This window comes from Bradyrhizobium sp. MOS003 (genome assembly GCF_003020125.1).
Classification (GTDB): domain Bacteria; phylum Pseudomonadota; class Alphaproteobacteria; order Rhizobiales; family Xanthobacteraceae; genus Bradyrhizobium.
On the sequence record NZ_PYFW01000007.1, the window covers coordinates 247,877 to 269,045 of the forward strand.

At 63.9% G+C, this 21,169-nt stretch carries 19 protein-coding genes and 1 tRNA gene; 10 read left to right on the forward strand and 10 right to left on the reverse strand.

Annotated features, from left to right (window positions below; translation table 11 throughout):
* Window positions 1-23: 23 nt before the first annotated feature.
* Complete coding sequence (locus C7G42_RS27030; protein WP_106951959.1) at window positions 24-1,154, reverse strand: M20/M25/M40 family metallo-hydrolase; 1,131 nt, start codon at window positions 1,152-1,154, stop codon at window positions 24-26.
* Window positions 1,155-1,422: 268 nt separating this feature from the next.
* Between C7G42_RS27030 and C7G42_RS27035 the strand changes: the two genes are divergently transcribed.
* From C7G42_RS27035 to C7G42_RS27045, 3 genes are all read left to right on the forward strand, one after another.
* Window positions 1,423-3,033: an ABC transporter substrate-binding protein gene (locus tag C7G42_RS27035; RefSeq protein WP_106951960.1), complete on the forward strand. Its 1,611-nt coding sequence runs from the start codon at window positions 1,423-1,425 to the stop codon at window positions 3,031-3,033.
* A 108-nt stretch (window positions 3,034-3,141) separates the two neighbouring features.
* Complete coding sequence (locus tag C7G42_RS27040; protein WP_106951961.1) at window positions 3,142-4,749, forward strand: ABC transporter substrate-binding protein; 1,608 nt, start codon at window positions 3,142-3,144, stop codon at window positions 4,747-4,749.
* Between the two features lie 230 nt (window positions 4,750-4,979).
* A complete protein-coding gene (locus tag C7G42_RS27045) occupies window positions 4,980-6,575 on the forward strand; it encodes a glycosyltransferase family 39 protein (protein WP_245427985.1) in 1,596 nt (531 codons plus the stop codon).
* A gap of 26 nt (window positions 6,576-6,601) precedes the next feature.
* Here C7G42_RS27045 and C7G42_RS35485 read toward each other — a convergent pair whose 3' ends face one another.
* On the reverse strand, window positions 6,602-6,742 hold the full coding sequence (locus C7G42_RS35485; protein ID WP_199581166.1) for a hypothetical protein: 141 nt from the start codon (window positions 6,740-6,742) through the stop codon (window positions 6,602-6,604).
* Window positions 6,743-6,796: 54 nt separating this feature from the next.
* Complete coding sequence (locus C7G42_RS27050) at window positions 6,797-8,047, reverse strand: multidrug effflux MFS transporter (RefSeq protein WP_106951963.1); 1,251 nt, start codon at window positions 8,045-8,047, stop codon at window positions 6,797-6,799.
* A gap of 314 nt (window positions 8,048-8,361) precedes the next feature.
* Here C7G42_RS27050 and C7G42_RS27055 point away from each other — a divergent pair, with 314 nt between their 5' ends.
* Complete coding sequence (locus tag C7G42_RS27055) at window positions 8,362-9,777, forward strand: hypothetical protein (protein WP_106951964.1); 1,416 nt, start codon at window positions 8,362-8,364, stop codon at window positions 9,775-9,777.
* On the opposite strand, the gene C7G42_RS27060 is transcribed toward C7G42_RS27055, so the two are convergent.
* From C7G42_RS27060 to C7G42_RS27075, 4 genes are read right to left on the reverse strand one after another with little or no spacing between them, the layout of a single operon-like run.
* The gene (locus C7G42_RS27060) at window positions 9,741-10,544 is read right to left on the reverse strand and encodes a class I SAM-dependent methyltransferase (protein WP_106951965.1); all 804 of its coding nucleotides are present in this window, start codon (window positions 10,542-10,544) and stop codon (window positions 9,741-9,743) included. The two genes, C7G42_RS27055 and C7G42_RS27060, sit on opposite strands and share 37 nt — an antisense overlap.
* An 11-nt stretch (window positions 10,545-10,555) precedes the next feature.
* Window positions 10,556-12,466 carry an asparagine synthase (glutamine-hydrolyzing) gene (gene asnB, locus C7G42_RS27065; protein WP_106951966.1) on the reverse strand — a complete coding sequence of 637 codons (1,911 nt, stop codon included), beginning with the start codon at window positions 12,464-12,466 and terminating at the stop codon, window positions 10,556-10,558.
* A 22-nt stretch (window positions 12,467-12,488) separates the two neighbouring features.
* Entirely contained in the window at window positions 12,489-13,355 is an 867-nt protein-coding gene (locus tag C7G42_RS27070; protein WP_106951967.1) for a glycosyltransferase family 2 protein, read from the reverse strand.
* Complete coding sequence (locus C7G42_RS27075; protein ID WP_106951968.1) at window positions 13,352-14,098, reverse strand: class I SAM-dependent methyltransferase; 747 nt, start codon at window positions 14,096-14,098, stop codon at window positions 13,352-13,354. Before C7G42_RS27075 ends, C7G42_RS27070 begins: the two co-directional genes overlap by 4 nt.
* A 179-nt stretch (window positions 14,099-14,277) precedes the next feature.
* Here C7G42_RS27075 and C7G42_RS27080 point away from each other — a divergent pair, with 179 nt between their 5' ends.
* From C7G42_RS27080 to C7G42_RS27100, 5 genes are all read left to right on the forward strand, one after another.
* Window positions 14,278-15,936, forward strand: coding sequence for a M15 family metallopeptidase (locus C7G42_RS27080; protein WP_147250289.1), 1,659 nt, complete (start codon window positions 14,278-14,280; stop codon window positions 15,934-15,936).
* Window positions 15,937-16,013: 77 nt separating this feature from the next.
* Complete coding sequence (locus tag C7G42_RS27085) at window positions 16,014-16,574, forward strand: hypothetical protein (protein ID WP_106951970.1); 561 nt, start codon at window positions 16,014-16,016, stop codon at window positions 16,572-16,574.
* Complete coding sequence (locus C7G42_RS27090) at window positions 16,571-17,878, forward strand: hypothetical protein (protein ID WP_106951971.1); 1,308 nt, start codon at window positions 16,571-16,573, stop codon at window positions 17,876-17,878. Before C7G42_RS27085 ends, C7G42_RS27090 begins: the two co-directional genes overlap by 4 nt.
* A 4-nt stretch (window positions 17,879-17,882) precedes the next feature.
* Complete coding sequence (locus C7G42_RS27095) at window positions 17,883-18,407, forward strand: hypothetical protein (protein ID WP_147250290.1); 525 nt, start codon at window positions 17,883-17,885, stop codon at window positions 18,405-18,407.
* 6 nt (window positions 18,408-18,413) lie between these two features.
* A complete protein-coding gene (locus C7G42_RS27100) occupies window positions 18,414-18,854 on the forward strand; it encodes a hypothetical protein (protein WP_106951973.1) in 441 nt (146 codons plus the stop codon).
* 19 nt (window positions 18,855-18,873) lie between these two features.
* Here C7G42_RS27100 and C7G42_RS27105 read toward each other — a convergent pair.
* A tRNA-Leu gene (locus tag C7G42_RS27105) sits at window positions 18,874-18,962 on the reverse strand.
* Between the two features lie 176 nt (window positions 18,963-19,138).
* On the opposite strand from C7G42_RS27105, the gene C7G42_RS27110 reads away from it, so the two are divergent.
* Window positions 19,139-19,567: a twin-arginine translocation pathway signal gene (locus C7G42_RS27110; protein WP_106951974.1), complete on the forward strand. Its 429-nt coding sequence runs from the start codon at window positions 19,139-19,141 to the stop codon at window positions 19,565-19,567.
* A 16-nt stretch (window positions 19,568-19,583) separates the two neighbouring features.
* Here the strand turns inward: C7G42_RS27110 and C7G42_RS27115 are convergent, their stop codons facing one another.
* Entirely contained in the window at window positions 19,584-20,786 is a 1,203-nt protein-coding gene (locus C7G42_RS27115; RefSeq protein ID WP_106951975.1) for an FAD-dependent monooxygenase, read from the reverse strand.
* Window positions 20,787-20,805: 19 nt separating this feature from the next.
* Window positions 20,806-21,051 (reverse strand): zinc-finger domain-containing protein, encoded by a 246-nt coding sequence (locus C7G42_RS27120; RefSeq protein WP_106951976.1) that lies wholly within the window; start codon window positions 21,049-21,051, stop codon window positions 20,806-20,808.
* Window positions 21,052-21,169 lie beyond the last annotated feature (118 nt).

The following is a 21,169-nucleotide window of genomic DNA, read 5'->3' on the forward strand; positions in this document are numbered from 1 at the left end:
CCATGAGGCGGTGTTCCCGGATGTCACTCCAGCGTTGCCAGCAGTCCCGCCATCAAGCGGCCGCGTTCGACCAGGCTCTCGACCTCGATATACTCCTCCAGCGTGTGGCCATTGGCTCCACGCACGCCCAGGCCGTCGAGCGTCGGGATGCCCATCGCACCGGTGAAATTGCCGTCGGAGCCGCCGCCGGAGCTCGCATGCGGCAGTTCGGCACCGAGCGATTTGGCGATGCCGCGCGCCTTTTCATACAGCGCCATCGTGCCGGCATCCGGCTCCCACACCGGACGCGTCACCCCGCGCGTCACGTTGAAGGCGACGTCGTTGGCCGTGCCCGACAGTGCCAGCATCCGCTCGACGCCGCGGTCGAGATCGGCCTGCCGCTTCGCCATGGAGAGCGCTTCGCCGGTGGCGGTCGTGGCAACGCAATTGACCCATTGCCCGCCATGCACGACGCCGACCGAGAAGGTGCAGTCCTCCGTCGTCATGGCGTCGATGGCGAGAATCTGCCGCGCCATCTCGCGGATCGCCGAGCGTCCCGCCGACAGCGTCGCGCCGGCGTGGCTCGGCCGTCCCGTCGCCTCGAGATTGAAACGTGCGATGGCGTAACGTCCGGTGGTGACGCCGTTGTCGGCGCGGCCGGGCTCAGGCACCAGCACGTATTTGTTGCGCGCGGCCTCGGCTTCGATGATGTCGCGTGTCGAGGGCGTGCCGACTTCCTCGTCCGGCGTGAACAGCACCGTGATCGGCAGCGGGGTGGTGAAGGATGCGCGCGCCAGTTGCCGGATCGCTTCCAGCGAGAGGTAGTTGCCGCCCTTCATGTCGTAGATGCCGGGGCCATAGCACTTGTTGCCCTCGCGCCGCCATTTCAGCTTCTCGATCGTGCCGACCGGATGGACGGTATCCATGTGGCCGGCGATCAGGATGCCGGGCTCGCCTTGCTTGGGATGGGGAAAGCGCGCGCGGATCACGCCGCCGAAGCCCTGCCGGCCCGCGATGCGCTCGATCGTCGCACCCATGATCGCCATATCCCGCGCTGCGATATCGAGCATGCGATTCACGGCCCCGGCGTCCCAGGTCGGGCTTTCGCATTCGACCCAGGTGCGCAGACCATCGAGCATGGCTTCGGAATCGAAAGGAAGATTGGCTGGATTCATCTCAATGTCTCTCAAGCTTCGGAAGATGGAACGCGCATTGCATTGCCACGGTCGGGACGAGTGGAGAGTGTTGTAGAGCCAAACCGATCTTTGTGGAGCCTGTGCGCGTGCCGCCTGGGCCTGCAGCGAAACCGGATTGACGCGCTCGGCACGGTCTGCAAGTCTCGAAAGATAAAGGCGTTGCATGAGGTTAGTTCGCCCAAAGAACGAACCACATGCTCAATCAATAGCCCGCCTTTGAACAGTTTCACGTCAGGAGAAACTTTTTATGTTGCACTTCATGCGCCGGGGGTCTCGCGCGTTCGCCTCCAAACTCGCGCTGTCTGTCGTCGCGCTTTCGACGGCGCTCGCCTCGCCGGTGCTTGCGGCCGGCAAGACCATTACGGCGGTGATGCATTCCGATCTGCGCATCATCGATCCGATCTTCACCACGGCCTACATCACGCGTGACCATGGCTACATGGTTTACGACACGCTGGTGGCTCCCGATTCGAGCTTCAAGATCCAGCCGCAGATGGCGGATTGGAAGATCTCCGACGACAAGCTCACCTACACCTTCACCCTGCGCGACGGTCTGAAGTGGCATGACGGTGCGCCGGTAACGGCGGAAGACTGCGTTGCCTCGCTGAAGCGCTGGGCCGCGGTCGACGGCATGGGCCAGAAGCTCATGGACTTCACCGCGAGCATCGAGGCGACCGACGCCAAGACCATCACGCTGAAGCTGAAGGAGCCCTACGGCCTCGTGCTCGATTCCATCGGCAAGCCGTCCTCGCGCGTCGCCTTCATGATGCCGAAGCGTCTCGCCGAGACGCCGCCGGACAAGCAGATCCCCGAGCAGATCGGCTCGGGCCCCTTCAAGTTCGTGGCCTCGGAATTCCAGCCCGGCGTGAAGGCGGTCTACGTCAAGAACACCGACTACGTGCCGCGCAAGGAGCCGGCGAGCTGGACCTCCGGCGGCAAGGTGGCGAAGGTCGACCGCGTCGAGTGGATCACCATGCCGGACTCGCAGACCGCGGTGAACGCGCTGCAGTCGGGCGACATCGACTTCATGGAGAACCTGCCCTACGACATGCTGCCGGTGCTGGAGGCGAACAAGGACATCACGATCGAGGTCTCGAACAAGTTCGGCTTTCAGACGCTCGGCCGGATGAACTTCCTCTATCCGCCGTTCGATAATGTGAAGGTGCGGCGTGCCGCGTTTCTGGCCATGAACCAGAAGGACGTGCTCGACGCGCTGGTCGGCAATGCCAAGTATCAGAAGATCTGCGGTGCCTTCTTCGTGTGCGACACGCCGTTCGCAACCGATGTCGGCGCCGACACCCTGATCAAGGGCAACGGCATGGCGGAGGCCAAGAAGGCGCTCGCCGAGTCCGGCTACGACGGTACCCCGGTCGTGATCATGGCGCCAGGTGACGTCACCACGCTGAAGGCACAGCCGATCGTGGCGGCCCAGCTGCTGCGTGAGGCCGGCTTCAAGGTCGACCTGCAGGCGACCGACTGGCAAACAGTGGTGAGCCGTCGCGCCAGCCAGAAGTCCCCGAAGGAGGGCGGCTGGAACATGTTCTTCACCAACTGGGTCGCGGCCGACGTCTCCAACCCGATCGCCAATCTCTCGATCGGCGGCCAAGGCAAGAAGGGTGGCTGGTTCGGCTGGGCGGAAGACCCCAAGATCGAGCAGCTCAAGGACGCCTTCGTCCGCGCGCCCTCGGTCGACGAGCAGAAGAAGATCGCCGCCGACATCCAGAAGGAAGCCTATGAGCAGGTCATCTATATCCCGCTCGGGCAATATCTGCTGCCGAGCGGCTGGCGCAAATCGCTGACCGGCGTGCTCGACGGCCCGGCGACCCCGCTGTTCTGGAACGTCGACAAGTCGGAGTAAGGTCCGCTCCAAAGAAGGAAGGCACGTCGCGCCTTTCACGCCGAACGTTACGCGGCGCCGCTGGTCATCAGCGGCGCCGTCCGCCAGCCGGTCGCCAGGAGAACGTCAATGTTCCAACTCATGCGTCGGGGGCGTCTCGGTTTCGCTTCCACACTTGCGCTTTCGGTCGCGGCACTTTCAGCACTTGCCTCGCCAGTTCTTGCCGCAGGCAAGACCATCACCGCTGTGATGCATTCGGATCTGCGTATTCTCGATCCGATCTTCACCAGCGCCTATATTTCGCGCGACCATGGCTACATGGTCTACGACACGCTCATCGCGACGGATTCGAACTTCAAGATCCAGCCGCAGATGGCCGACTGGAAGGTCTCCGACGACAAGCTGACCTATACCTTCACGCTGCGCGATGGCCTGAAGTGGCATGACGGAACTCCAGTTACCGCGGAAGACTGCGTGGCCTCGCTCAAGCGTTGGGCCGTCGTCGACGGCATGGGGCAGCAGATGATGCTGTTCACCGCGAGCCTCGAGGCGACCGACCCCAGGACCATCACGCTGAAGCTGAAGGAGCCGTACGCGCTCGTGCTGGAATCGATTGGAAAGCCATCCTCGCGGGTCGCTTTCATGATGCCGAAGCGTCTCGCCGACACGCCGGTGGACAAGCAGATTCCCGAACAGATCGGCTCCGGCCCCTTCAAGTTCGTGCAGGGCGAATTCCAGCCCGGCGTGAAGGCGATCTATGTCAAGAACACCGACTATGTGCCGCGCAAGGAGCCGGCGAGCTGGACTGCGGGCGGCAAAGTGGCGAAGGTCGACCGCGTCGAGTGGTTGACGATGCCGGACGCGCAGACGGCGTTGAACGCGCTTCAGTCGGGCGACATCGATTTCATGGAAAATCCCGCCATCGAGATGTTGCCGGCCATCGAAGCCGACAAGGGGCTCAAGCTCGAGATCCTGAACAAGTTCGGCTTCCAGACCGGCGCGCGGATGAACTTCCTCCATCCGCCGTTCGACAACGTCAAGGTCCGCCGTGCGGCATTCCTCGCGATCAAGCAGAAGGACGTGCTCGACGCGCTGATCGGCGATCCCAAATACTACAAGACTTGCGCTGCGGCGTTCATCTGCGACACGCCGTTCGCAACGGAGGTCGGCGGCGAGACTCTCGCCAAGGGCGGCGACATTGCCGCGGCGAAGAAGGCACTCGCGGATTCCGGTTACGACGGCACGCCTGTCGTGCTGATGGCGCCTGGTGATGTGCTGACGCTGAAGGCTCAACCGATCGTGGTGGCCCAGCAACTGCGTGAAGCGGGCTTTAAGGTCGATTTGCAGGCCACCGACTGGCAGACAGTGGTGAGCCGGCGCGCCAGCCAGAAGCCCCCGAAGGAGGGCGGCTGGAACATGTTCATCACCAACTGGGTCAGTGCCGACGTGGACAACCCGATCTCCAACGTCGCCGTCGGTGGGCAGGGCAAGAAGGGTGGCTGGTTCGGCTGGGCGGAAGATGCCAGGATCGAGCAGCTCAAGGACGCTTTCGTCCGCGCAGCCTCGCTCGAGGAGCGGAAGAAGATCGCGACCGAGATTCAGAAGGAGGCCTACGATCAGGTGCTCTATATGCCGCTCGGCCAGTATCAGGCGCCGAGCGCCTGGCGCAAATCGCTGAACGGCGTTCTCGACGGCCCGGCAACTCCAGTGTTCTGGAACGTCGACAAATCGGACTAAGGCGAGCCGCACTCACGTAGGGTCCGGCTTGTTCACCATGCGGCGCCGCTGTCACCAGCGGCGCCGTTGCCATTTGTCAGCTTCACGTCAGCTTGAACCGGTGGGGCGTTTAACCTTTCCAGTTTCCAATCATTGCTATTTGTTTCGTACCTGAAATAGATGTGTCGCCTCACGCATCATTTTCCTTCCTCAGTTTGATTCCCGTGCCGATCGATTTTGCTCTCCAGGCGATGGCCGAACGGTCCGATCGCGCGCCGGCGCGTTGGCGGCGGCCATTCCTGCATTGGCTCGATGGCGTCGAGGCGGGCTGGGCCGTGCCGCTCCTCATTGCCTGCTTCGTTGCGGTCTGGACGCTTTATCTGGCGATCGCCTATGCCGGCGGCGGCCTGCATCCTGATACGCTCGAAGCCTGGACGCTCGGGCAGCATTTCGCCTGGGGCTACCACAAGCATCCGCCATTGTCCGGCTGGATTGCCGCCGGCTGGACCGCCGTCTTCCCGCTCAGCGACTGGTCGCTGCAATTGATGGCGATGGCCAATGCCGGGCTTGCGCTGATCTTCGTCGACCGGATCGCGCGGCAATTCGTGACCGGGCACAAGCGCATCCTGGTGCTTTTGCTCCTGATGCTGACGCCGGTCTATCAATTCCACGCCCAGCGCTTCAATGCCAATTCGGTGCTGCTGGCGACCTGGCCGCTGGCGACCTGGTGCTTCCTGCGCGCATTCGAGACGCGCGCCCCGCTGTGGGCGGTCGCGGTGGGATGCACGACGGCGCTGGCCATGGTCGGCAAATACTATTCGATCTTTCTGGTCACGAGCTTCGCGTTTGCCGCGCTGGCGCACCCGGCGCGGCGCGCTTATTTCACCTCCGCTTCGCCCTGGATATCGGTCGTCGTCGGGCTCGCGGCACTGTCACCTCACATCTATTGGCTTGCGACGACGGGCGCGTCGACCTTCACCTACGCGATGGCGCACGCAGGCGGCAACGCTGCGACCTCGCTCGGCGAGGCGCGAAACTTTCTGCTGGGGCTGGCGGCGGCCATGAGCGTGTCGGCCGTGTTCTGGGTCCTCGTCGCAGGAACGCGCTTGAGGCGGTTTCCGGCCGACTTCGCGGCAATGACCCCGGGCTTGCGGCTTTTGTTCTACGTTGCGATGGGCACGATCGTGCTGCCGGTGGTGACGTCGCTCGTGATGGGCACCGATCTGCCGTCGCTATGGGCGTTGCAGGGAATGTTCCTGTTCACCGTTCTCGTGGTCTGCGGCACGAGCTACCCGATCGAGCGTTTCTACACCGTCAACCTCACGATGATCGTAACCGGCGTTGCACTCGCGGCCGTCCTGATCGCCGCGCCCATCCATGCCGTCTATCGCAACGATCACGGCTACGAGGAGGGGCGGAATCTCTATGCCCAGGCCGCCGGCGAATTGACGCGTGAGTGGCGCGAGTTGACCGGCGTGCCGTTGAGCGCGGTGAGTGGTGATGGTTCGCTGGCCTTCGCCACTGCGTTCTACAGCCCGGACCATCCGCGTAATGCGGCGCCCTTGGAATACGAGCAGACATTGGGCTTGCCGGCCGGGACCCAGCGCGACCGTGGCTGGGCCGCACTCTGTTTCCGCGACCAGGAATCTTGCATTCGATGGATGGAGTGGGCGTCTTCGCAGACCGGACATGTCGTCAGGCGCGAGTACACCGTGCGGGCCACGCTCTGGGGGAGGCCCGGTGTCACGCGTGAAGTGGTCGCTCTGATGATGCGGCCACGGGGAATGCGGATGATGCCCGAGAGCGCTGCGGATGATTTCAGCGCCAGCCGGCGAACGAGCGAATAAAGGCCCTGCTCAGGAGCAACCGTCGCTCAGCAGTGGCTGTCGCGGACCTGCTCCAGCCCTTCGCTCGCAAAGGGCGTCGTGAACGCGAACCGTCCGGTGCCCGGCTCGGAACGTTCCGTCGGTTTCGGCTCGACGTGGCCGTGATCTTCCCGGGGTTCCAGTTCCATCGCAGCGCCTTTCAAAATTGCTGCAGGACAACATGGAGGCGGTCGGGAAGTTCCTTATGCGACGGGATGGTGATGCGGCCTAAACAGCCGGCCCTTCTCGACCACCAGCACGATCGCGAGCGCGGCGAGCGTCGACAGGAAGAAGCCGACCGAGAACGGCAGCAGCGTGCCGTCGAAGCTTTGTCCGATCGCCATGCCGACCACGATTCCGATCAGCGTCGTGATCGAGCCGTAGAGCGAGGAGGCGGTGCCGGCGATGTGGCCCTGCGGCTCCATCGCGAGCGCAGTGAAATTGGCAACCATCATGCCGAACGAGAACATCATCAGCGCCGAGAGCACCATGAACAGGGCAAGCGGCAGCACGTGCAGGCTTTCCGTGATGAGGAGGATCGAAGCCACGACGGCATAAAGCGTCAGCGCGCCGTGGGAGATCACGCGCATGCCCAGCCGACCGACAAGTCGCGCATTGAGGAAACCGGCAATGGCGACGCCGGTCGCGATCGCGGCAAAGGCGAGGGGGAAATAATGACCGAGGTGGTAGATGCCGGTGAAGACCTGTTGCGCCGAGAACACATAGGCGAACAGCGCCCCCATGACGCTGCCTGCGGCCATCGCGTAGCCGATGGTCTGCCGGTTGGTCAGGGTCTGTCGGAAGGCGGAAAGTATATCGGCAGGAGCAAGCGACCTGCGTCCAGACTCGGGCAGAGTCTCCGGCAGACGCAGCACGCTCCAGGCGAGGGCGAGCAGGCCATACAGCGCCAGCACGACGAAGATGCCCCGCCATTGCGACACGAGCAGCACCGCCTGTCCGAACGAGGGCGCAACCACGGGCACCGCGATGAACACCATCATGGCAAGCGACATCACACTCGCCATGCGGCGGCCGGCATAGCAGTCGCGCACGATCGAGGTCGCGATCACGCGTGTCGCCGAGGTGCCGAGCCCCTGCAGCGCGCGCGCCAGCAGCAGCGTCTCGAACGAGGGTGCTGCGACCGCCAGCACGCTCGCCACCGCGTAGACCGCCATGCCGCCGAGCAGCACCGGCCGGCGGCCAAAGCGGTCGGACAGCGGGCCCATGACGAACTGGCCGGCGCCGAAGCCGATCAGGAAGGTCGAAAGCACCAGTTGGAGATGGTTCGCAACGGGAATGTTGAAGGCAGCCCCGATATTGGGCAGCGCCGGCAGCATCATGTCCATCGCAAGCGGGTTCAGCGCCATAATGGACGCGATGACGATGACGAATTCCGGAAACCTCATCGGGCGGTGTCCCGAGGACACCCAAGCGTCGGCATTGACGTCAGACAAGGAGCTCACCTCTGAATTGAGCGACTTTATCCATCGTCCATGCTGCATTGCACAACCCATGTTTCTGGATGGCTGGCAGGCGGGGGCGGAGCGGACAAGAATTGGTGAGGAGTCCGATCTTGCGGCAGCCGACCTGCGGATTCGGCTCTGGCCCGGAAACCAGTGATTCACCATCCTTCCCTTAAAGATCGGCGTCCGGCGGGGCAGGGCGGCCCGGCGCGGGGAAACGGAAACGCCTCTTGTCCAATGTGGCGGCCGATCGACCAGGCGTCGCGCGGGCGCCGCGAGAAGCAGGCCAGACAAGGTATCCGATTGTGTCTGATGTCACCGGTACAGCACGATGGTTGGAGCCCTCGGCCGACAGGGCTTCGAGGCGAAACATCTGGCTTGGCTGCCTGATCGCACTGACCGCGCTCCTGGTGCTTGGCAATCTCGCCAACGACGCCGTGCTCGATGTGAGATATGGCTGGGACACCCGCGTCAATTGCGCGGCGGTGGATGCCTATGCCGGCGGGCTCGATCCCTACTTCGTCAAGAACCTGAAGGGCACCAAGCTCTCCTACCCCTATCTGCCGGTGACCCTGGAGGCCTTCCGTCCCTTCTGCGCGGGCGGCATTCTGGTCGCCCATCACAAAGCTATCTTTCCCGTCCTCGCCGTGCTCTGCGGCCTCCTCTTGCCAGGCCTTGTCTTGCCAAGCCTTGTCTTGCCAAGCCTTGTCTTGCCAAGCCTTGTCTTGCCAAGCCTTGTCTTGCCAGGTCCTGGTCTTCAGGGTCATGGCCGAGCGCGCCCGAGCGCTCGCGACGTCGGGCTCAGGGTGCTCTGCACGCTGGGCGCCTTCGTCGGTTTCGAATGGGTCCAGGCGTCGGGCAATTTCGCGATCCTGAGCGGCGTGCTGACCGCGATCGCGCTGAGACTCCTGCTTTCTCTGCCCGCATCCGGGTCGTCGGGGGACCGCAGCTTTCCGTCGCGCCTCGCCGGCGCCGCGCTGCTCGGCCTCGTGATGTCGTTCAAGCTGGTGTTCTTTCCAGTGCTGGCCGCGCTGTATTTCCTGCCGCTGCCGCGCGGTCGCAAGCTGACGCTGATCGCGATGGCTGTGTTCAGCTTCGCCTTGCCGATCCTGATATCGTGGCTGGCCTACCCCGATCTATTCGCGAGTTGGCAGCTTGCGATGGCCGGAAAGATTCCCGACCAGCACCTCGTCGAACTGTTCGAGAGCAATCCGTCACTGCTGCTGCTGGCCCGGGATCTGATGGGTCATGTGGGCCTGATCGATAGCAAGCCGGCGATCTTCGCAACATATGCAGTCGCCGCGACCGCGCTGGTGCTGGGGCCGTTCGCCCTGTCCGTCCTGCGCTTGATCGGGAAGCGGCCGGCGCACGGAGGAGGTTCGCTTCCCGGGCGACTGGAACGCTGGCTGATGGATCACCCCCGCGTGGCGATGCGCATCACGGTGCTGGCGATGTTTGCGCTCTATCTCAGTTCGCCGCGCCTCAAGGAATATGCCTTCTTCGAACTCGCGCTCTATGCCGCGATCCTGCTGGTCGATCTTTCGGCCACGGCGCTCGCCGCCGCGCTCATCGTCGGTCTCCTGATGCCCTCATTGATCTCAATTGTGGGCACCTCCCTGGAGGACAGTTTCATCCTGCTCTTCAGCGCGCTGATGTTGTTCTGGGTGCTGCTGCTCGACGCCGGTCAAGCGGGCCGGGTGCCGGACACGGTCCAGCTATAGCCGTGGCGGTGGTAGAGCCTCACATCCCCGAAGCCGCCATCCGACAGCAGCGCCTCCGCTTCGGCGCGCGTGTAGTATTTCGCGTAGGCGGGATTGAGCTGGTCGTAGATGGTCAAGCGGCGAACGCTGCGCGGAAACTTCGCCAGCACCGAACGCATGTAGGACCGCATCGGTAGTGGCAATATACGGCACAGCGCGATATAGGCCGTCAGGATCCATTCCAGACCATGCGACAGCACCACCAGCAGCCGGTGCGGCAGCAGGACGGTGAGCTTGCGCAGCGGGATCGCGAGCGACAGATAGGTCTCGTTGCCTTCGTAGCCGTAGAGCCAGACGATGCAGCGTCCGCCGGGGCGCAACGCAGCGTAGGCCGCGCGAACCACCGGGGCCGGTTCGGGGATGTGATGCAGCACACCCATCGAAACCACATAGTCGAGCCCGAGATCGGGCGGCAATTGTTCGCCGGGCACCTGCAGATAGTCGATGTGCTCCGCGCGTGCCGCCGTGTTGTCCTTCAGGACCAGCATGGCATCGGAGGGTTCGACCGCCACGACACGATCCGCCCCGGCATCGAGCAGCATGTTGACGATGCGCCCCGTGCCGCTCCCGATGTCGGCGATCCGCTTGGCCTTGACCTCGTCGAGGGACAGCAACGGACCGAACAGATCGGCAAGCAGGTCCGCTGAGCCGTAATAGCCGGGGTTGTCGCGGAACGCGGTCCATTGCTCGCCGAAATCGTTGATCGTCTGGTCCTTCAGGTCCGGCATGCGCCCGCTCCCTAGGCTCGGCGCGGCGAGGGAGCGGCAAGCCCCGTCAACGAAATGCCCAACGTCAGGATCGGCCACAACGCGAACGCATTGTCGCTCCTGGCCTCGCGATGCGCATTCCAAAGCTGCCGGATCGCCTCCGGTTTCAGGAAAGGCGCGAAGACATCAGCCTCGCGGCCGAGCACCCGGTCGCAGATCGGCCGCAGCCCGCCGCGTCGCATCAGTTGCGCGATCGGCACGTTGAAGCCGCGCTTGCGCGACCATGCGGCCTCGCCAGGCATGCCCAGGCGCTCGGCGAGTTTGCGCAACACATATTTCGGCGCGCCCTTGGGCCAGGGATTGAGCAGCGAGACGTCGAGGCTGCCGGCGAGGTCCATGACCCGTCGGTCGAGGATCGGCACGCGCACTTCGAGACCGTGCGCCATGCTCATGGCATCGACCTTGGTGAGGACGCTTTGCAGATGGAAGCGCTGGTCGGCGATCAGCGCCCGATCCAGCACATTGTCGTGCGGCTCCGAATAATATCCGGCGTATTCCGCGAACGGGTCGGCCGATGCAAGATCGGCCATCCCGTTGTCATAGATCTTCTCGGCGAGAAAGCGGGGAACCAGCCGCCGCCATTGGAGATGAGGGCTGTCGCCGGCTTCGCTGAGCCCGAGCGCAAAGCGGGCGAGTTGCGCCGCCGCCGGAAGCCGCTTCTCGTTGCCCCGCACCGAGGCATAGGCGAGGCGTCCGATCAGGCCGGCAAGGCTGCGCGGAACGACATGGCGCGCGCGTTCGGCCATCATGGTCGCGGCATAGGTTTCGTATCCGGCGAAGAATTCGTCGCCGCCGTCGCCGGACAGGACCACGGTGGAATGCCGGCGGACCGCACCTGCCAGATGATAGAAGCCGAGCGCGCCCGTATCGGCGCATTGGCCGTCGAAATGATAGACCACCGCCCGCAGCGCCGCCTCGGCATCCTCGCCGGCTTCCCCGTCGATGATGTTGAGCGACAGGCCAGCGGCGGTCGCGATCTGCTGCGCCACCGCGGTCTCATCATGGCTTTTCTCGGTGAAGCCGGCCGTGAACAGCGGCGGCTTCAAGCCGAGCCGGCCGAGCGTGAGGCTGATCAGCGAACTGTCGATGCCGCCGCTCTGCAGCACGGCGAGCGGAACGTCGCTCACCATCTCGCTCTTCACCACGGTCTCGATCGTCGATTGCAGCCGGACAACGGCTTCGTCGAGGTCGCGGATCACGGGCGCGCGCACCGGCCGCCAGAACCGTCGCTCGGTCCGCTCGCGCTCGGTAAATCCGATCATCGTGCCGGGCGGGATCTGCTTGATGTCCTGGTACAGGCTCTGTTGCGTTCCTGGATGGCCTGCGGCGAGATAGGTGTGCAGGGCCACGGGATCGATCCGCGCGGCGACGTCACCGCTCGCGGTCAGTCCCTTGATCTCGCTCGCGAAAAGGACGCGGCTGCTGCTTTCGGAATAGTACAGCGGCTTGATCCCGATGCCGTCGCGCGCCAGGATCAGGCGGCGCTCCTGCCGGTCCCACAGGCCGATCGCGAAAAAGCCCTCCAGGCGTTCGAACATCGCCTCGCCCCAGGCGAGATAAGCGTAAGGGAGGATCTCGGTGTCGCAGGTGCTGCGAAAGCGGACGCCGAACGACCGCTCGAGCTCGCTGCGCAGCTCGTGATCGTTGTAGATCTCTCCGTTGTAGGTGACGACGATGCGCTCGGATGCATCGAGCATCGGCTGGCGCCCGGCATCGGAGAGATCGCGGATGGCGAGCCGGCGGTGGGAGAGACCGACGGGGCCGTCCAACCAGTGGCCGTCGCCGTCCGGCCCGCGGTGGACGAGGGCTTCCGACATCGCCGCAACCGCGCGGCCGTCGACCGGCCGGCCGTCACGGTGAAAGATGCCCGCTATGCCGCACATCGCGTTCCCTCGCCGCGGGAGGTCATGGTCGCTGATTCATGATCTGCTTCAGCAGCACCGCGAGCAGTCCCATGGCGACGACGAGGATGCTGAGCAGGATCGCGCCGACGCCGAGCACGAAGGCGCTGACGAGTTGCAGGATGATGCCGCCGATCAGCGAGACCAGCGCGAGGGCCATGCACATCATCGCCAGCAGCACGAATATCTTGAGCGGATTGTAGTAGGTGCAGGCCTCGAGGACGTATTGCAGGGTGCGAATGGAGTCCCGGAACAGGTTCACCTTGGAGCGGCCGATCCGCTCCTTGTAGTCGATGTCGATATAGTCGACGAACTTCGCGTTCATCATGTAGGCGAGCGTCAGCGATGTCGTGAAGCTGAAGAGGTCGCTGACATGGTCGAAATAGGAGATCGCGACCTGCCTGCCGAACACCCGCAAGCCGGAATTGATGTCGGGGATATCGCGGTTGGCGGTGAATTCGACGATCGCCTTGAGGATGGCACGCAACGGCGACTTCAGCATCGACTCGCGGTAATTGGGCCCGGTCCTGGCGCCGACGACCATGTCGAAACCCTGGTTGAAGCGCGCGACGAGGGCCGGGATCGCTTCCATCGGGTAAGAGCCATCCGCATCGCTGATGACGATCGTGTCGTAGGATGCGGTGCGAATTCCATCCTTGAGCGAACGGCCATAGCCGATGTTGTGGGGATGCCTGAGCACCTTTGCACCGGCCCGTTCGGCAAGCTCGCCGGTGCCGTCGGCCGAACCATCGTCGACGATGATGATCTCGTAGGGGGTGAGCCGAGCGCCGTCGAGAGCCGCCTTGGCTCGATCGATGGTTTCGACGATGCCGTTGCGCTCGTTGAGCGCGGGAATGACAACTGAGATCATAAGCGGCGTGCAATACAGGTGACGGATTGCCCGAAGAAGCTTCTCGAGAGCGGATCGAGCGCCCGCGACAGCGGCACGGCATATTTGTCGAACAGGGCGATCTGCCCGTTGACGGCGGTATCGTTCAGCGAATGATGTCGCTTCAGGCGATTGGCAAGCCACCCAAGGCCGCCGATCGGATTGAAGTAGTTCAGCCGGATCAGCTCGACCGGTTGATCGGCGAGCAGCTTGGCGAGACGTGCCGTGGTGTAGCGGCGGCAATGTCCCGCCAGGCGATCGAGATCGTTGTAGAGCAGCATCAGGGCGGGAACGCTGATCAGCAGATGGCCTCCGGGCTTGAGCACCTGCACCAGATTGGCAATTGCGGTGGCGTCATCCTCGATGTGCTCGAGCACGTTGATGGTGAACACCGCATCTACGCCCTGGGGAAACAGGGAACTCAGCTGATCGCGGACCAGAATGTCGCAGACGGCGAACTTGCGATCGGGCATCGCCTTCGCAGCGCGTTCGACGCTTTCGCGGTCGTGGTCCACGCCGCAATACTCGCCAAGCTCTCCGAGCACTCTGCTGTAGAGTCCATGCCCGAACCCGACCTCGACGATCGCGCCCTTCAGGTAGGGGCGGAACTGGTCGATCACCCAGTTCATGTAGTTCTGCGCGTCGGCGATCGCGCTCGAATACGTGTCGGCCCCGACTTTCAGGCTTTCCGTCGTGGACTGGGCGGGAAAGGAAGTCTGAGCCATGGAGCCTGCGCCTTGTTCTCGCCCGGGTTAGCAGCGAGCGCCCCATTTCTCAAGGACATGTGAGGCATAATCGCCTTAAAGTTGACGGCTCGCGCGGCCGATGAGCGGAGTAGCGCCGGGCGAGGGCGCTTACACCGAAGCGTGACCGGTGGTGCGTGAGATCGTTTGACACGCTGAGGTTGACGGCGTCCTGGCGGCGCCGTACTAATGATGATTATTGCTGGAAGTTGCCATTACACGTTGCGTTGATTGTCGAACATTTTTTTAGAGGCCGTCGGTCGTGGCGGCTGCTGGAGGATTGCATGACCAAGAAACAGAAGCCCAAGCCATCATCAAAAAAATCCGACGGGACGTCCGGGCAGGCAGAGGCCACCGCGAAGATGTCCGTCGTGAACCTGGATGGGCAGGATCATCACTTCGAGCTCCTCGCCCCCTTGTCCGATGCCGCACCATTGGTGACCGAGATCACGCCCCAGGTCATCACCGCTGCAAAAGTATCGGCGATCGCGCGATATGACTGGAAGAACCGCGGCGTGGCCTGCATCGGCTACACCGAAGGCATGGCCGTGGCTTACGCGTCGGCCTACGCCCGATTGCAGGCGCATGATCCCGTCGCGGACCGCATGGCGCGCGCCTTGGAACCGGCCTTCCATTCCCACGGCCATCTCAAGGGAGATGCTCTGAGCTGGTACAGCGACCAGTTGAGGGCCATCGGCATGGGCACGGCGACCGCGGTCGAGCGCTTGCGAGCCCTGTTCGTCCTGCTGCTCGGTCTCGGCATGCGGGAGAGCAGCGGGCGTTTCTGCGAAGGACGGGATCGGAGCGCCAACAATCGGGCTGCCGACACGGCGGAGGCGGGTCTGTTCCAGATGAGCTTCGACCTCATTGCGCCGCGTGCGGAACTGCTCGACGTCTTCCACCACTATCAGGACCATCCCGGCGAGGGGCTCCGCGAGATATTCGAGGTGGATATGCGTCCGCGCGAGAACGATCGCGACCGCGAGAATTTCGGCGATCCCGCTTCCCGGGGCTTCGCCTTTCAAAAGCTCAGCAAGCAATGTCCGGCCATGGTGGTCGAGATCGCTGCGCTGGGGCTGCGGGAGGAAGCGGGACATTGGGGACCGATCATCAATCACGCCGCAGAGGTGCGATCGGCGAGCAAGGAATTGCTGCAGGCCGTGGAACGGATCGTCGATGCGCCGGCGATCGGGGCAGCCGGGCCCGCCGCCCGGGGGCTTGGCGCGGACGCGACGCTGAGCCGAGGGGATCTTGCCCGCCGTTTTTCGGCACCGGTCCCTCTTGCGACTCTGCTGCCCATCAACAATGGGCTCTCGAGCGCCAAGGAGGAGACGATGATCTCGCTGCTCGGTTCGCCTCATATGCCGCTCACGACCGTCGGACAGAACAAGCGCGCGTCCGATCTCGTCAAGCGCAACCTCGTGCTGGAGCGGATGTCTCCCCTATTTCGCCTCACCGGCATCAAGCCGGCAATCGACGACGTGAAAGCCGTTCTGGCGAAAGCTTTCGCGAAAGAACCGGATCTCGCGAACGTTCTGTCGACCGAAGGCATGCTCAGCGTGCGCATGCGCAAGCCGACCAATGGTTCGGTCAGCACCCACGTCTCCAACCACGCCTGGGGAACGGCGGTGGATTTCAAGGTCGTCGGCTTCGAAGCGCCCGCGAATACCGGCGGGAGCGTGCCGGCGTTCATCGCGCTCCTCATTCCGCTTTTCAACAAGGCGGGCTGGTATTCGGGCGTCGGCTTCCACGACACCATGCATTTCGAAGTCTCGGAGGAGCGCATCCGGGAATGGGCGAAAAAAAAGGTTTTGAAGTAGGCCCGGCGTGAGCTGACGTCGTCGGCGGCGCAGAATGTTTCGATCGTGACAGCGGCGAGTTCCGGGAGGGGCTTTCGATGCAGCGGATTGTCTTGGGGCGCGTGAAGCCGACGCTTTCACTTCCGGAAGCGCTCGACAAGATCAAGGCCGGAACGAGAGCCGTGGTCGTCGGTGACGGTCATGGATCGAGGGTCGTCACCGCCGGTGAGATCTTCGAAGCCATGAATGAGGCGCTTGATGCGGGCAGGGACCCAAAGAGCGTTGAGATCGGCGAGGTGAAGCCGACGCTCCCGAGAGTTGCGTTGGGAGCGCCTCCAGTCACGGCAACCGACAGGTTTGGACCACCGGGATCGCGGCCGTCGTTGACTTTCCCGGAAGAGGATCGATTTCGCTCGCTCCTGGTGGCCAACGACGGTGGCAAGGAGGCGCACTACCTCGTCGAGGAGATCGGTCCCGAGGGGGCGGTGATCGTGACCTCGTCCGAAGCATTCGCCGGCCACCTCGCCAAGAGCCTGACCATCTGCAAATGCGCGGGCGAGCCCGTCCATAGTTTCGAACCGGATCAGGTCAGGGTGCCCGGGGTCTGCAACAAGCCCCACGGCAAGCCGGTCACTTGCAGCCAGGCGGGCATCGTGTGATCGGCGCGTTCAATTCGGTCTACACCGCGCTCCAGGGCTTCCTGTCGAGGACCTTCTGGTTTGCAGCCTTTCTTCCCGTCGCATTGATTGCGGTCATTCATCTGGCGATCGCCACCCTGGCGGTCGGCCCGATCAAGATATTCGGCGCGACCGTGAGCCTGTCTGGGAGCGTCGACGCCGCCCAGTTTGCCACCTCTGGAATCGTGATCGTCCTCGGCCTTGTCATCGTCGCCTACGCAGTCATGCCGCTGATGCCGCGCTTTCGCGGGTTGCTCGACGGAACCCTTCTGCCGGTGGACATTCACGACTGGCTTCGAGGCATGCGCCGCACTGAAGCGAATATCCTCGAGAGGACGATCCAGGAGCGCCTTGACGATTTGGGAGCGCTCCACACGATGCTGGAGAAGTATAATCCTGCCGATAGTCCGTTCAGAATGGCGTATGCGGACGCGGAACGCCTCGCCAGACCGCCAGACTCCAAAGTCGTCGACACCGCAGCCGCTTCGCTCAAAGCCGCAAGGACGGCAATCGACAAGCGTCGATTGATGGCCGCGGCCGTACGAGAGGCGGAGGCCAGCGTGCTCGCGATGCTGGCCCGCAACAATCCCGACAAGCTTGCGCTCGCCCGCCTGATCGCGCCTGCCACACTCGACGCCGCCGCAGCAAGGCTGTGCGAAGACACGGGGGACCTGGCGAACCAGTTCGAAGATGTTCTGAGTGCGGCATGTCGGGAGGCTTTCTATGCTCATGAGATCGTCAAGGAGCGGGTCCGGATTGCCGCAGCCTTGAAGAATCCTCGCGCGACGCTGATCGGAGACGCCCGATACGTGGTGGAGAGCTACGCCGAGGACGTGTATTGCGCGCAGTTCGATTTCCTCTGGCCACGCCTGCTCGTTGCCATCAAGGCGGAGAAGGCCGACGACCCCATATTGACCTCGATCGAGAATGCGAGAGCGCAGTCGGACTTTGCCGTTCTGTCCCTGGTTCTCATCCTCACGGTTCCAGCGATATGGTTGCCGACGCTGCTCGTGCGCGGCGGCCCGGCCTGGCTGTTCCTGGCCATCGGCGCGGCAACTCCCATGTTGCTCACGTTCTTTTACGAATTGGTCTTCGAGAACCAACTCGCGTTTGGCGACGTCGTGAAATCCACCATCGATCGACACCGGCTCCTCGTGCTCAAGATGCTGGGGCTTCCGCAGCCCGCCTCGCGCAGCGGCGAGCGGCTGCTGTGGGAGCAGGTTCGTCGTGCCGAAGAGGATGGCCGAACGACCGACCTCGTCTACCTTCCACCAAAGACGCAGTGACGCCATGCAGATTTCACGTCTCATTCCGATGGTCGCGTGGTGTCTCCTCGTCTTGTTCGGGACGCTGTTCCTGATCTTCTACGGAAAGCCTCAAGGTCCGGTGGCATCGCGTTTCCTTCCACCGAACACGTATTTGTTGCCGACGGACCTGAGCTACTCCGGGTACGACGGTCGATACGTCGTCGCTGCGAAGGGCCTCGCGCAAGGCGCAACGGTTTCGGCCGCGGACCTGGGCGATCAGCCGAACCTGCTCGACGGCGCGCAAGGCAGGTTGTCGCTTCTCGTCAACCTCGATCGTTCCACGGCTTCCGGCGTGCTGAACGCGGGCAGCAATCCCCAGCTCTGTGGAAAGAAACCCACGGCTTACGGCGCCGTCACCGTCCAGGCGGTGCGCTGCGACAAGGACAACGACCGATGCATAGCCATGGTTGAATTGCCCAATTCCGGCGCTGGCGATTTGGTCGCCAAAGCGCTGAAGGATGAAGCGACCACCAACGAACTGAGATTGGCAAGAAAGTGCGATCTGTGAGGCAACATGCTCACGCTCAACTGGTCTGAGATCAAGAAGATCGATCTGTCTGCACAGGACGTGGTTGCGGCCTGGACTGTCGCCCTGGAAGCGCTTGATCCGGCGCTCAAATATGTGAGGTGCAGGGCAATTGGGAAGTGGACGGCGATGGCGGGGCTTCCCACTTGCGGACCGGACGGGCTGATCGGACAATCCTTTCCGGACGACCGGCTGATCCTCACCGATTGTGCGGTAGGAGCACTCATCGGCCGGATTGGCGGCAGCTCGGCGACGCTCAAGGGACCGAGCACACCAGACGGCGGAGAAACCAAGCCCTTCCCGATCGGCTGCGAGACGGTCGTCAAGCTGCCCGACAACGCGACGGGACCGGTTTATTTCGGCTTCAACATCCTGGTCCGGCCCCTCAAGCTCGAGAGCCTCGAACTGACTGTGCTGGGCGCAAGCTGAGGGATGCCATCAGATCTCGTGGTGCGGGCAGCCGGGGTCGAACCGGCACAGCGCTTGCGCGCCGAGGGATTTTAAGTCCCTTGCGTCTACCAATTCCGCCATGCCCGCTTGATCCAACGAGATCAAACACTTAAGTCCATCTCCGGCCGTCTGGAATTGGCGCGTTTCGCGGGCCCGGAGGGACGGTCCTTCCTTAAGCGAGGCGGGCGCACAAGGCAAAGCCTCAATCCGGACATCTGTTGTTGCTTTAGGCATTCTCAATCCACGGGGACTATTCATCCGGCATGGCTGCTTCGTTCTTCACATCGCCGCGCGGCTTCGGCGCGCTCTTCGCGCTGCTTGCGGCCGGCGCCGGGCTGTCCGGCTGCGCCAGCATGACCGAGACGGTCGCGCCGGCCTTTGCCGATCCCGCCAAATACGAACTGTACGACTGCAAGCAACTGGAGGCTGAGCGCAAGACGCTCGCCAAGCGCACCGACGAGTTGCGGGCGCTGATGGAGAAGGCCGAGACCGGGACCGGTGGCGCCGTGGTGTCCGAGCTCGCCTATCGCAACGATTATGTCGCCGTGCGCGGGTCGTCGCAAATGGCCGAGGACGCCTGGCGTCGCAACAGGTGCCGGGAAACGCCGCCCGATGCGACGCCGCCTGCCACGCCATTATCGCCTGCGGCGTTCGCCAAGCCCGCTTCGAAATCCGGCAAAGCGTCGCGCTGAGGCGCGGCGCTTCGCATCAGGGCCGCCAGCCGTAAATCCAGTCCTGCCGCGCCAGCATGCGGTCCGGGCCGAGCGCGCGGATCGCAAGATCGCGCGCGGCCGCAAGCGGTCCGCTGAGATGATAGATGCGGCCCTGCTGCCGCGCGGTCCGCTGCACCCGCCGCACCCGCGCCTGGCGGGCACGGCCATATTGCGTCAGCGCAGCGTTGATGCCCGCCGTGCTCTCGGCGGCCTCGAAGCTGAGGCGCCGGGCGAGCACCGCCGCATCCTCGATCGCCATGCCGGCGCCCTGGGCTGCAAAAGGCAGCATCGCATGCACGGAATCGCCGAGCAGCGCCACCGGACCCTTGCTCCAGGGGCAGCCGTCGGGCACGCCGAACAGCGCCCATTTCCGCCAGCTCTCGACCGTGGCGAGCATCATGCGCGCCGAGGCCGGCCAGCGCGGCGCGGCGAAGGCGTCCATCACCTCGAGGGGATCGCCGGGCGTGCTCCAGCCCGCCCTGTTCCAGGTACCCGGCAGCACCGCGACCACGTTGATCTGGCGCCCGCCCGCGATCGGATAGGCGACGAGATGGGCATTCGGGCCCATCCACAGCTGCACCCGGCGCGCGGTGTAGTCCTTCGGCAGTTGCGTGGCATCCAGCGTGCCCCGCCAGGCGATCAGCCCGGAGAAGCGCGGCTGCACCTCGGGAAACAGATGCTGGCGGACCGTCGACCAGATCCCGTCGGCGCCGATCAGGGCGCTGGCGAGATCGCTGCGGCGGATCGTTCCGCTGCGATGGACCACTGTCAGCCCCTTAGCATGAGGCGCGACGTCTTCGAAGGTCGCGCCCAGCTTCAGGTCGATGTCGGGATGGTCGGCAACGGCGCCCGCCAGCGCCGATTGCAGGTCGGCGCGGTGCACCACCCAATAGGGGGCGCCGGCCCGCAGCGATGCGGCTTCACCGAGCGGCATGCGCAAGAGCTCGCCGCCGGCCCGCGCGCTCATGATCGAGACCGCTTCCGGGACGACGGCGCGCAGCTCGAGACGCTCGGTGAGCCCGAGCTCGACCAGCACGCGGCTGGCATTGGGGGAGAGTTGCAGGCCGGCGCCGACTTCCTCGAGCCGCTCGGCCTTCTCCAGCACGACGATGCGAAAGCCGCGGGCTGCGAGCGCGAGCGCGGCCGTCAGTCCACCGATGCCGGCACCGGCGATGACAATCGTTCGGGAGAGCGCCACCCCTGACCGATGGACGCGGTCAGGCCACCTTGTCCTTCAGGACGCATTCCGGCGGACGGGCTTCGCCCGCCTTCAAATCGGCCGCGAAGCGGTACAGCGTCGAGCAGTAGGGGCAGATGATCTCGTTGTCGTTGCCGAGGTCGAGGAAGACGTGCGGATGGTCGAACGGAGGGTTGGCGCCCACGCACATGAACTCTTGCGAGCCGATCTCGATGACGGCGACACCGGCATCGTTGTGGAAGTGCGGGACGACATGGTCGGACATCTAACTCATCCTGGAGTGGCAATGGCGGCAGACACAATCACGAACTGACGCGGCATCTTTAAGGCGCCGCGGACCATACTGGCGGGTGTCGATGATTGCTAGTCCGGCGGAACCGATA